9 protein-coding genes are annotated in these 13,223 nt (G+C 43.4%); 5 read left to right on the forward strand and 4 right to left on the reverse strand.

Annotated elements, in window-relative coordinates:
• Positions 1–162 precede the first annotated feature (162 nt).
• Complete coding sequence (locus tag C9J48_RS01100; RefSeq protein ID WP_006231543.1) at positions 163–1,866, forward strand: FAD-dependent oxidoreductase; 1,704 nt, start codon at positions 163–165, stop codon at positions 1,864–1,866.
• 134 nt (positions 1,867–2,000) lie between these two features.
• Here C9J48_RS01100 and fadA read toward each other — a convergent pair whose 3' ends face one another.
• Genes fadA through C9J48_RS01115 form a run of 3 tightly spaced genes read right to left on the reverse strand, consistent with a single transcriptional unit; the run spans position 2,001 to position 6,661 of the window.
• Complete coding sequence (fadA, locus tag C9J48_RS01105; protein WP_006231542.1) at positions 2,001–3,170, reverse strand: acetyl-CoA C-acyltransferase FadA; 1,170 nt, start codon at positions 3,168–3,170, stop codon at positions 2,001–2,003.
• Between the two features lie 15 nt (positions 3,171–3,185).
• Complete coding sequence (gene fadB, locus C9J48_RS01110) at positions 3,186–5,327, reverse strand: fatty acid oxidation complex subunit alpha FadB (RefSeq protein WP_006231541.1); 2,142 nt, start codon at positions 5,325–5,327, stop codon at positions 3,186–3,188.
• 26 nt (positions 5,328–5,353) lie between these two features.
• Positions 5,354–6,661 (reverse strand): acetyl-CoA hydrolase/transferase family protein, encoded by a 1,308-nt coding sequence (locus tag C9J48_RS01115; RefSeq protein ID WP_006231540.1) that lies wholly within the window; start codon positions 6,659–6,661, stop codon positions 5,354–5,356.
• Positions 6,662–7,141: 480 nt separating this feature from the next.
• Here C9J48_RS01115 and C9J48_RS01120 point away from each other — a divergent pair, with 480 nt between their 5' ends.
• From C9J48_RS01120 to C9J48_RS01135, 4 genes are all read left to right on the forward strand, one after another.
• The gene (locus tag C9J48_RS01120; RefSeq protein WP_006231539.1) at positions 7,142–8,164 is read left to right on the forward strand and encodes a linear amide C-N hydrolase; all 1,023 of its coding nucleotides are present in this window, start codon (positions 7,142–7,144) and stop codon (positions 8,162–8,164) included.
• A gap of 213 nt (positions 8,165–8,377) precedes the next feature.
• Positions 8,378–9,421 carry a helix-turn-helix domain-containing protein gene (locus C9J48_RS01125; protein ID WP_036803604.1) on the forward strand — a complete coding sequence of 348 codons (1,044 nt, stop codon included), beginning with the start codon at positions 8,378–8,380 and terminating at the stop codon, positions 9,419–9,421.
• A gap of 205 nt (positions 9,422–9,626) precedes the next feature.
• Positions 9,627–11,657, forward strand: coding sequence for an oxidoreductase (locus tag C9J48_RS01130; protein WP_006231537.1), 2,031 nt, complete (start codon positions 9,627–9,629; stop codon positions 11,655–11,657).
• A gap of 170 nt (positions 11,658–11,827) precedes the next feature.
• A complete protein-coding gene (locus C9J48_RS01135) occupies positions 11,828–12,220 on the forward strand; it encodes a ribosome recycling factor family protein (protein WP_006231536.1) in 393 nt (130 codons plus the stop codon).
• A gap of 55 nt (positions 12,221–12,275) precedes the next feature.
• Here C9J48_RS01135 and C9J48_RS01140 read toward each other — a convergent pair whose 3' ends face one another.
• On the reverse strand, positions 12,276–13,151 hold the full coding sequence (locus C9J48_RS01140; RefSeq protein ID WP_006231535.1) for an SMP-30/gluconolactonase/LRE family protein: 876 nt from the start codon (positions 13,149–13,151) through the stop codon (positions 12,276–12,278).
• Between the last annotated feature and the right edge of the window lie 72 nt (positions 13,152–13,223).

A 13,223-nucleotide genomic window follows, 5' to 3' on the forward strand; every position in this document is an offset into this window, starting at 1 on the left:
GAGATTACTAAATTATGAAAATTAGTCAATATTAATTTAGCTTTAACTAATAAAGCATATATTTTATTAGCTTTTACTAATTGATTGTTTATAGTATCTTACAATACAGATGGAATAGCTTATACCCAAGCTACCTCAAGATGCATTGAAAGGAAGTAATAGATGACTAAAATTCTTATCGTCGGAGGCGTTGCAGGTGGTGCTTCAGCAGCAGCTAGAGCACGTCGTTTGAGTGAAGATGCCGAAATCATCATGTTCGAACGAGGCGAGTTCGTATCGTTTGCTAACTGTGGTTTACCGTATCATATTGGCGGCGACATTCAGGATCGCAGCAAACTATTACTACAGACACCTGAAAGTTTCTTGGCGCGTTTTAATGTTGATGTTCGCGTGATGAACGAAGTCGTGAACATTAACCGTAATGAAAAAACAGTGACCGTTAAGAATCTATTAGACGGAAACGAATACACTGAACGTTACAATTTTTTATTGATAAGCCCTGGTGCTGGCCCTATCGTTCCACCTATTCCTGGCGTGAAAAATCCGTTAACGTATTCTCTGCGTAATATTCCTGATATGGATCGCATCCTTCAGACGATTGAAACCAATAACGTTGAACACGCTACGGTTGTAGGTGGTGGGTTCATCGGTTTAGAAATAATGGAAGCGTTCCACCAGCGTGGTATTAAAACCACATTGTTAGAGCTTGCCGACCAAGTAATGACACCAGTTGATAAAGAAATGGCTGGCTTTGTGCATGCCGAAATCCGTGATCACGGCATTGATCTGCGCCTTGGTATTGCTCTCTCTGGCGTTGAATATGTACCAGAGACGCACATTGCCAGTTTTGAGTCTGGCGAAAGCACCGAGCATCAACACATTAATGGGCATTTGAACTTATCGCTCAGCAACAGTGAATCACTAGAAACTGACCTTCTTATTATGGCGATTGGCGTTCGTCCTGAAACGACACTTGCTTCAGAAGCTGGGCTTAAAATTGGCGAGTTAGGGGGCATTTGGACCACGCCAAGCATGCAGACCAGCGATCCAGCAATCTATGCTGTAGGCGATGCAATTGAAGAAGCCGATTTCGTTACGGGCAACCAAACAATTGTGCCTCTTGCGGGCCCAGCGAATCGACAAGGTAGGATGGCGGCAGACAACATGCTTGGTCGTAATGAAAGCTACCAAGGCACACAAGGCACTGCGATTTGTAAGATTTTCGATTTAGCTATCGCAGCTACAGGCAAGAACGAGAAGCAGCTTAAACGTGATGGCGTTGATTATGAAAAAGTCTACGTACACACCGCGAGCCACGCCAGCTATTACCCTGGAGCAGAAATTGTTTCGTTCAAGATGTTGTTTGACCCTAAATCAGGCAAGATTTTCGGTGCGCAAGCAGCAGGTAAAGATGGTGTCGATAAACGTATTGATATCATGGCCGTTGCGCAGCGTGCAGGTATGACGGTTGAACAACTTCAACACCTCGAACTTACTTACGCTCCACCGTATGGCAGTGCAAAAGATGTCATCAACCAAGCAGCCTTTGTTGCCAATAACATCATCAAGGGTGACGCAACACCTATCCACTTTGATGAGATAGACAACCTAACGGATGACCAACTATTGCTTGATGTGCGTAACCCAGGGGAATTAGAGAACGGTGGCTACATTGAAGGCACGCTCAATATTCCTGTCGATGAACTTCGTCAGCGCATGCACGAACTACCAAAAGATAAAGAAATCGTTATTTACTGCCAGGTTGGGTTACGCGGTAACGTTGCTTATCGTCAATTGGTCAACAATGGCTTTAAAGCACGAAACCTTATCGGTGGGTACCGCACTTATAAATTTGCAAAAATGTAATCAACCTCAACATCCCAGCTAGAACGATTAATGTCTGGCTTATGATGTACCGTTCAAGTTTCAAATAAATAAAGGGGCTCATAGAGCCCCATATAAGAAAAACAAACGATGTATTTACATCTTCACATTATCTATTAAGCATCGATTCGCTCAATAATAGTGGCTATCCCTTGCCCCATACCAATGCACATCGTGGCGAGACCATAACGACCGTCACGCTGTTCCATCACATTAAGTAAAGTGCCAACAATACGTGCACCCGAGCAGCCTAACGGATGACCAAGCGAAATAGCACCACCATGTAGATTTACTTTCTCTTCACGGTTTCCCCACAGACCGAGCTCACGCAAACATGGAATAGCTTGAGCAGCAAACGCTTCATTTACCTCAGCAAAATCAATATCAGCCATTGTTAGGTTGACTTTTGTTAGTGCTTTTTTCGTTGCAGGAACTGGCCCATAACCCATGATTGCAGCAGGTACACCAGCCGTTGTAGCAGCAAGAATACGAGCACGGGGGATCACACCCAGCTCTTTCGCTTTTTCTTCGCTCATCACCAATATGCATGACGCACCATCAGACAACGCTGATGATGTACCCGCCGTCACTGTACCATTGACGGGATCAAATACTGGACGCAGTTTACCCAAAGATTCTACAGTCGTTTCCGAGCGGATCACTTCATCACGTTTAACCAACACAGGACAGCCGTTCTCATCATGCCCCATGATAGGGATTATTTCATTATCGAAGCGGCCTTCATCTGTCGCTTTCTGAGCCAAGCGATGAGAACGCGCACCTAACGCATCTTGATCAGCACGGCTAATCTTATGCATTTTACCAAGAGCTTCAGCGGTTAGCCCCATCATTGCGGATGCCTGAGCCATTTGCTTATCGTTAGCTGGATTAAAATTAAGTCCTGTAGTCATTGGAACATGACCCATATGCTCAACACCGCCCACTAACACAATATCAGCATCATCAGCTTTGATAGCACGAGTGGCAATATGAAGCGCATCCATTGAAGAACCACATAAACGGTTCACTGTGGTTGCTGGCACTTCAACCGGAAGACCAGCGAGCAAAGCGGCGTTACGTGCTAAATTAACGCCTTGTTCTTCAGTTTGTTGAACACACCCCCAAATAACATCATCAACCATTGAAGGCTTTACATTCGGCTGACGTTGGAACATTGCCTTCATCAAATGTGCTGATAGGTCATCCGCACGAGTATGGCGAAATACACCATTTTTTGAACGTCCCATAGGGGTACGGATTGCATCAACAATTACGACATTTTTCATCTTAGTTACCCCTAATTACGCGTAAAACTTCTGGTTATTCTGTACTCGGTCAAGCAAGCCTTTCGGTGCTTCGTAAAGTGTGCCAAGGTGTTTGTATTGCTCTGCAATCTCTAGCAACTTATCAAGGCCAAGTTGATCCATGTAGTAGAACAGGCCACCACGGAATGGCGGGAAGCCTGTGCCATAAATCATTGCAATATCCGCTTCAGCAGGGGAAGCAACCACGCCTTCATCAAGACAACGAATTGCCTCAAACATCATTGGTAGCATCATCCGCATCGTAATGGTGTCATGATCAAAGTCTTTAACCGCTTCACGCTTCGAGGCAATCAATTGAGTTGCATCTGCATTTACTGATGGCTTTAAACGCCCTTTACGATCAGGCTGGTACGCATAGAAGCCCAAACTGTTTTTCTGACCATATTGCTGCAAGTCAACAAATGCTTGAATCACGTTATTTGCAGGCTTACTCATTCGTTCAGGGAAGGCTAAATCCATCACATCGATACAGTGTGCGGCCGTATCAAGGCCAATTACGTCCAGTAAGTATGCGGGACCCATCGGCCAGCCAAAGCCTTTACTCATGACTTTATCGATAGTTGGTATATCACCACCATCAACCACTAGCTGATTAAAAGCGTGGAAGTACGGCGTTAAGCAGCGGTTAACCAAGAAGCCAGCACAGTCGTTCACCACAATCGGTGTTTTACCCAATTGGCTTACATATTTAACAGCTTGCGTAATCGTCTGGTCGCTGGTTTGCTCACCGCGAATCACTTCAACCAATGGCATTTTATGAACTGGGTTGAAAAAGTGGATACCGCAGAAATTCTCAGGCTTTTTCAATGCCTGCGCTAAACCGCTGATCATCAAAGTCGAGGTATTCGACGCAAGAGTCGCATTAGGGGAAACTTGCTCTAGCTCAGCTAATACCGCTTCTTTAATTTTAGGGTTTTCAACAACCGCTTCAATAATAAGATCATTCGATGTGAGGGGTTGGTTATATAACGTAGATTGAATACGGTTGAGTGTTTCGCCCATTGCCAGTGGCTTTTTACGCCCACGTTCAACTTGTGCCGCTAGTAGTTTGTTTGCTTCGGTCAACCCTAATGCTAAGCCCGCTTTATTGATATCTTTCATTACGACATCAGCACCTTTGTCTGCTGTCACATAGGCAATACCGCCCCCCATAATACCAGCCCCAATAACACCAACTTCAGTGACAGGAACGGCCCCTTTTATAATGGATTTCGTTTTGGCTTTTACCGCCATGTCACTTAAAAAAACAGAAACTAAAGCATCTGCGACACCAGTATTAACACACTTCGCAATACCACGACGTTCAATCGCTAACGCCTCGTCTCGGCTTAGCTTCGCGGCCTTTTCAATGGTATCGAGCATAATGGCTGGTGCTGGGTAATGCTTACCTGCAACCTTCGCAACCATGCCACGTGCAACATTAATAGACATTGCAAGCTCATAGTCACTCAGTAGTAACGGTACTTGCTTCTCTTTTTGACGTTGAAGCCAATCAATATCACCATCAATACATGATTGAAGTAGTGCCTCAGCTTGAGCAATCGAGTCTACATCTTTCGCAATAACGCCATCAACTACATGATGCTCTAATGCTTTATCAGCACGGAAGTTTTTTCCTGTTGTTAGCCATTGCAGCGCCGTATCAACCCCTGTTATACGAGGAAGACGAGTCATCCCCCCCCAGCCCGGCATGATACCTAGCTTAACTTCTGGCAGGCTAATTTTTGCATCTATCGTTGCAAGACGATATTCCGCTAACAGCGACAATTCAACACCACCACCAGCTGCAACACCATTAATGATAGCGACTTTAGGCATTGAAAGATCTTCAATACTGTTATAAATGCCGTGTACCCACTCAAGGTATTCGAGGACGGCACTATCACCTTCTTTAAACAGCTTACGGAATGCTTTTACATCAGCACCAGCACTAAACAATGCCTTGCCAGAACGGATGATCAACCCACGCGTTTGGGTGTTTTTAATAAGCTCAATACTTACTTGAAGTTCTTCTAACGCTTTTTTACTTAAAGTATTAACACCGTCAGCCTTGGCATTAAAAATCAGTTCGGCAAACTGGCCACGCTCGGTAACCTGAAAATATTGTCCTTGGTACATATTTAGATCCTTAATAGATTGTCAGGTTACTTACACAGACCGTTAGTAATAGCTTCATCACGTAGCGCATTGCGGAAATCTGGGTGGGCAATATTGATGAGTGCTTCTGCTCGCTGTTTAGTTGTTAAGCCTCGTAAATCAACAATGCCGTATTCCGTCGCAATAAGGTGCACATCATTGCGTAACGTCGTCACTGGTGTACCTGCCGGTAACGCCGAGCAAATAGTTGACTCCACGCCGTTCGGCCCCTTATAGGTCGAAGACAAAGCAATAACCGATAGGCCACCGTTAGAGAACGTTGCCCCTCGAACGAAATCTACCTGGCCACCAGAACCTGAAATTTGCGTATGACCAACCCCTTCCGAAGCAATCTGTCCTGTAAGATCTGTCATGATGCAGGTGTTGATCGAAACAAAATTGTTATTTTTAGCAATTTCATTCGGGTGATTTACCACCACCACATTTCCAATTTCAATATCAGGGTTATTGTCGATATAGTCGATCAACTCTTGAGAACCCGCAGCGAAGGCTGCCACAATTTTATTTGGCTTGTAGTTCTTTTCGGCTCCAGAAATTACCCCCGATTTACACAGTTCCATCATGGATTCAGTAAACATTTCAGTATGAATACCTAGGTTCTTACGGCCTTTTAAGCCCATCCCAAGCGCATTGGAAATTGTCCCAATACCAATCTGAATTGTTGCGCCATCATGGATATAGGGCAAAACATGCTCAGCAATAGAGATTTCTAAATCCGATGGCTCAACAGGTTTTGGCCCTGCAATTGGATGGTGACCTTCAGCAAAGAAAGTAACATCATCTATATGTAATAAATTTTCGGGGTTGCCAATAAATGGTTGTGACTCATTAACTACTGCAATAACAAGGTCAACATTAGGTAATAAGTGCTTATTACCCATGCCACCACAAGCTCCCATACTGACAAAACCGTCTTTATTAGGTGGCGTTACTTCAACAACCATGACATTGCAGCCAACAGCATCCAATACTTGGCCGACATTGGATAAGTGATAAGGAATAATTTCAACATTCCCTTTATGTTGAAACTTTTTCTCCAATGGTCCCATAAATAAACTGCGATAAGTTAAGTGGCCACGGTATTCTGGCTTAAGAAATTCATACGGATAAGTCAGTAGGCCGGAATATAATTCAGTTCCTTTTAACATCATTGCTATTTTTTCTAATTCTTTAAGAAATAAAACAGGTACAGATAAATAACCACCAGCCCAAATCTTATCGCCAGAATCAATTTTACTTGCAGCATCAGCCAAAGATATTAATTTACTTTCATAGTTATTTTTCCAAAGTGTCATAGCGACCTCTCTGATATATAGAAATTTATTACTAGCTCCCTGAACGTTAAATAAATCCTTTTTTAATATTAGGGAGTAAATAAATTACTGGTGTAGGTTTCAGAAGTTATTCCTTTTCTGTGCCCTCAATATATTCCGAGGAGTAACACTAAACTTGGCATTTTAGGACAAGGGTATGACTTGATGCGTCAGCCCTCATAAGCTTGACTCGGCTCACAAATTTAGAACAAGTCGTACAACAGGTGAGAACGGTCGCAAAAAGTATCCAAAACATTTACTTAAAAAATTCACTTTGCATTTTAAGCCAATGATTTGATGCGTTAGGTCATTAGATTAAAAGGCCGATCTTGGTCAAAAATGCCTACAAATAAAATGGTTAATATAAAAATAAGTAAATAGTGAAGTGAATATAAATCTATTTACAAAAAAAAACAAATCTCTTAATCGCTTAATTTAATTACCTTTATGGAATATTTTACGATGAAAAGAATCCTTATTGCGACCGCTATTGCTGCGGCAACTTTCACTACCGCATCACATGCCTGTACCTCAATTGCATGGAATACCGATTTCGGTACATTAACAACGCGCACTAATGATTGGGTAGAAGCAACCTCTCCAATATTAGGGACGATTAAAGCAGGAACAGTGCGCTTCACCCACGGTGTCGAAGGTCAGGGTGCTATCTATAAAACCCAATATAATATTCTGGCTATTCTGGCCTACGACGGATTGGTTCACGACGGTGTTAATAGTGAAGGGATGCAAGTCAATACTCTGTATTACGCGCCAATGACAATGAAAGACTCTGGCAGTAAAACTATTTCACAGTTAGCCTTCGGTGAATTCTTAATTGCCAATTACGCCACTGTTGAAGAGGTTGTTCAGAACATCGCAACCATTAAAACAGAATTAGCCTCTCACCCTTTAATTCCCAATGCTCCCACTTTCCACTGGTCGCTAACCGATAAAAGCGGAGATCGCTTGGTGATTGAGCATGATGAAGATGGTATATCAATCTATCGTGGTGACGATGCAATGGTAATGACCAATCAACCAAGCCAACAAACCCACCTTGATGCGTGGAGTACCGCCTCAGGAAAAATCAGTAAAACATGGAGTGAAGCAGACTTCGGTTCCACCGGTAACACTAACCCAAGAGACCGCTTCCTTCACGCCTCTTACTTTAGTGAGCAGCTAACACAGCCTAGCTCATCGGTTAACGGGATGATGAAACTTGCCACAACCGCTTTCCGTATCCCACACGATGCTGCAAACCGCGAGGTTAACGGCGTGATGGCTGGTTATGCCACAGAGTGGTCGTTAACCCAAAATCTTGATACTGGTGAGGCTGTATGGGAATACCTATGGGGCGATACTTGGACCAATGTGAAATTTAATTTCTACGATATTTTAAAATCAAACAAAGACATTCGCTTCAAGATGGATGATCCAAAACTTGCAGGTAACATTACCCAGAAAATCATTGCTTCTGGTCGATAACCTCAACTAACCGCAATAACAATTACAGCGAGCCGTTGGTTATCATCAGCGGCTATTTTTGCGTCGACTATTCTGTTATCGATACAAATAATTTACCTATATAGCCAAACCACTGCCAAGCTCACAAAACGCTTGATGAAAAATGACGTCAATGAAATGTTTCACGATAATATGTCACACGGTACTGATAGCAGCCCTATGGGAGTCGAATCAATGAGTAGCACAAACCCTCCCCCTGTCACCTCAATGTCTATTCATAAAGGCTGGCTAAATTTATTAAAGCAAACCGCACAACAATACCAGTTAGACAGCCAATACTATTTCGATCAACTCGATACCTCCCGCTCTCAGATCGACGTTAGAGAAGTCAGAAAGATCCACCACCAAATGTTTCAAGACAGTGGCGATCCACTCTTTTCTGCACATGCAGCCCAACGAGTGAACCCTCTGACTTTTGGTTGCTTTTCATTAACATTGTGGACGGCACCGACTGTATTACAGCTTCTGAAAGATGCCAGTAAGTACTGTGTCGCCATTGGCTCCCCTATTCGGTTACGTTTTCATGAAACTCCACAAGGTGATGCAGAACTCTGGATCATTAACCATGAGCCTCTCAATAAAGAATCCCATATAACCTATGTAGGCGTAACGCTCTATATATCAACAATTTTGCAAATCATTCATCAAACCACTGAATACAGCTTGCCTAATGTTGCTGTAAAAGTAATAAAGTGGCCCTTTCCAGAAAACGAAAAACTTGAATTCGAAAAGCTAATGCACTGCAATATTTCAACAGGTTCACCTATCAGGAAAATATGCGTACAACGTCAACACCTTTTTCACCCGCTAGCAACAAGCGATCCTGTTCTTTATCCCGTAACACAAACCTTACTGCGTCAGCACACTATTGAATTAGAAAATAGCGACATCGTATTAAAGGTGTACAAAACACTTGATGATATGCCAACTCTTGCTGATCTTTCTGGTGATAAAGTCGCTGCCAATATGCTAATTAGTATTCGTACCCTGAATCGCCGCCTGTCAGAGGTTGGGACTTGCTACCGTGGTGTACTTGAAAAATATAAGCTAGAAAAAGCATTACAATTATTAAATCAGCCTAGTGTTAATATGACTGAAATTGCCTTTCAACTCGGTTTCTCTGATCTCAGCACCTTTTCACGAGCCTTTAAACGCTGGACTGGCACCAGTCCCTCTCATTCCAGCAATCGCCTAAACCCTGTCCAAGAAATACTCTAACTCATCTTTATCGCTGCATAATTAATACATTAAAAGGAGCACACAACCCTTTTAGATGATCAAAATCAAAGCTCTTTATAATGGCAGTAAATGCCATATTCTTGTCCTAAAATGCCAAGTTAAGTTTCACTAATATTGCTTTAATTATTGCCAGTTAATGCAGCATCTTTTGAGCGTTGCTATAAAAATACTGGAGCTTAAAGCTATGATGGATAAATCACATAGAGTGTTATTTGAACCAATGAAAATTGGCTCATTAATGCTCAAAAACCGCTACTCTATGGCCCCTATGGGTACGCTTGGCTGCGTCGACAATGATGGCGCATATAATCAACGTGGTATTGAATATTACATTGCCCGCGCTAAAGGTGGTGTCGGGCTGATCATCACTGGTGTACAAATGGTAGAAAATGAACTCGAGCAGTTCCCTATGCCGTCCTTGCCTTGCCCGAGTTATCAGCCAACTGCTTATATCCGCAGTGCTAAAGAAATGACCGAACGAGTGCATGCTTATGGCACAAAAATTTTCGCTCAACTGACTGCAGGCTGGGGACGTTCATGTATTCCGGGCTTCTCACCAGAAGATAAATCTATCGCACCATCTGAAGCACCAAACCGCTTCAACCCCGAACAAATCCACCGAGAGCTCACGACCGAAGAAGTGCAATACTTCATCGGTAAGTTCATTGAATCTGCCGTTATCGCGCAAAAATCAGGGTACGACGGCGTTGAAATTCACGCAGTACACGAAGGCTACTTGCTTGATCAATTTACCATGAGCTTTTTCAACAAACGAACAGACCAATATGGGGGCAGTTTTGAAAACCGCTACCGCTTTGCGGTCGAAATGGTTGAAGGTATTAAAGCTATTTGTGGCGAAGACTTCCCGGTATCACTGCGCTACTCCGTCAAAGGCAACATGAAAGGTTTCGGCCAAGGTATTTTACCGGGTGAGCAAGCACAAGAAGTCGGACGCGATATGGAAGAAGGCTTAAAAGCCGCTAAATACCTACAAGAAGCTGGCTATGACGCCCTCAATGTAGATGCTGGTACCTACGATGCCTGGTATTGGAACCACCCACCTAATTACTTCAAACCGGGCATGTACCAACCTTACTGTAAAGCAGTCTCAGAAGTGGTTGATATTCCAGTGCTTATGGCAGGGCGAATGGAAGATCCTGAGCTTGCCAGTCATGCTATCAATGAAGGCATTGCTGATGGTATTTCCATGGGGCGCCCGCTTCTTGCCGATCCTGACGTGGTGAATAAAATCCGCCGAGGGCGCTTCAATGAAGTTCGACCTTGCTTGTCGTGTCACTTAGGTTGTTTGGGACGCATGGCTGAAGTGGGTAACTTATCGTGTGCTGTAAACCCAAGCTGTGGTCGCGAAGAAGAGTACAAACTAACGGCTGCTTATCAAAAGAAAAAAATTGTCGTCATTGGTGGTGGTGTTGCAGGTATGGAAGCGGCACGTATCGCTTCAGACCGAGGTCATGATGTGGTGTTATTTGAAAAATCATCGGTACTAGGGGGCAATGTAATTCCAGGTAGCCAACCTCCCTTTAAACACGATGACCGTTTATTAATTGATTGGTTTAGTGGTGAAATGGCGCGTAAGCATGTTGATGTTCGATTAAATACCGTAGCAACAAAAATCACTATAGAAGACGAGCAGCCTGACAGTGTCATTTTTGCCACGGGCTCTCGCCCAGCACAACCAAGCTGGTTAACTGGCTTTAATAAACCACACGTGATGATGGCTGAAACAATGCTGATGAATCCAGAATTCATTACTGGTGGACACATCGCCGTTATAGGTGCGGGGCTTGTTGGGGCCGAAGCCGCTTTATGGATGGCGCAACGAGGAAAACAAGTTACCTTAATTGAAGCAAGCGACGATATTATTGGTGGTCCACATAGTACCTGCTTTGCCAACTATCAAATGCTGAAAGAATTACTGATAGCTGAAAAAGTCGATATTAAGACCAGTACCTACCTCAAAGCGATTACAGACAACGGTATTACTGTTCGCCCAGCGTCCGAACCTGAAGCTAACATTAAACTAAAGTGTGATCATGTCATTGTCGCTATGGGTTATAAAGCCGAAGATTCATTATTTAGCCAGCTTGCCAATGAACTGGATGTTGATGAAATATATAACATTGGTGACAGTCAAGCTGCGCGTACCATCATGACTGCCATTTGGGATGGTTATGAAGTAGGTCGCTCTATTTAACTTCAGCGTTGACCATGCTGTTTTGCTGCTCTTCCTAAAGAGCAGCCTTTTTCTATCTACCCGAATTTTCCTTTCACGAACCAGTTTTTTAATAACTGTCATTGAATCAATCGCTGGTTTAGTAAAGTATTTATTGGCTTTCTCACTCTATAAAATGCAATATTGGACAAATGACAGATAAAACGATAACTACCCACCTACCCTCGTTAATTCACCGAATGGGCTCAGATAATACAAAGAAGGCAAAGCTCATTGCCCTCGAGTACAGTTGTGAAATCAAAAGGATTCGACGTTCTAGAAATTGGCAAATCACTGGCGATGAAAATTCGTTTAAAAAGTTGTCTGAAAGACTGCAACTCTCTGAGCCTGAAGCAATGCAATTTCTGATACGGAAAATTGATGAAAAGCTTACGGCGTACAATGACAAGCTAGAACGAATTGAAGATAAATTAAAAAGACTCGTGCTACAAAACCCAAACATCACGCTTGCCGAGCTCATGCTGATGACTAACTGCTCTATCACCGAAGCGAGATATGCTCGGTTCGATGCTGATTCATTTTAATGGCGACAATTGAGATACTATCGCCATTCCTTTGCTTTTATCGATGACTGGATAACTAAATAACAGTAACCAGTGGTTCTTCAATACCGTGCCAGCTAACTTCAGCACTTAGCTCTGTACTCAGGACTTGCCCTGCTCCTGTCGACTCTTCCGCGGTTGTCACTATCATCTGTTGTCCGCTCTCGCCACCAAAAGCCACCATCGTTGGATTTTCAGCGGGCACCGCTAGTTTATGTGTCACTCTGCCTTCTGTATTTATACGTAGCACTGAACGGCCACCGTACATTGCAACCCAGTAGCCTCCTTCACTATCGACGCTCGCACCGTCAGGACGACCATTAAAACCATTCAAATCACAGAAAATATCAGACTGTCCATATGCTCCCGTTATAGGATCATAATCTGCACGATATACCAAACTGCTGCCAGTATCAGCCCAATATAAATAAAGTCCACAAGGTGAAAATGCGAGGCCATTGCATGTCCAAGCGTACATTGGCATCGGGTTTGTCTGACCATTTTCAGTCAATTGATAAAACTGCCCTTGATCTCCTAACTTGGCACCATTACGAGTACCTGCAACAAAATGCCCACTCGGTGCAGCTCTACCGTCATTAAAACGCATGCGTGGATACTCAGAAATAAGGGGGACAATAAGTTCACGGTTACTTTCCCAGCTATCTAAACGGTATATTCCTGACTTAGCCGCCAGTATAAAACCTTCATCACGCCACATAGCAAAACAGCCTAAAGGCTCATCCCAGCGACGAACATCTGACACCTGCTGGCTATAACGCCACAGCTCACCATTTGCAATATCAACCCATAACCATGTTTTACTGCGCCAATCCCAGCGAGGGCACTCCGCCAATGAAAATGATTTGTCAATCAAAGGCGTAAATTCTAGTGATAGCTGCTGAATAAGTTCCATTTGTTAAGCCTCTTCTTTATAGGATCCCCTTTCGTTTAAGGGAATGCTTTATAACAACATTTAACCAAAAGT

It is taken from the genome of Photobacterium profundum, from assembly GCF_003026285.1.
Taxonomy (GTDB): domain Bacteria; phylum Pseudomonadota; class Gammaproteobacteria; order Enterobacterales; family Vibrionaceae; genus Photobacterium; species Photobacterium profundum.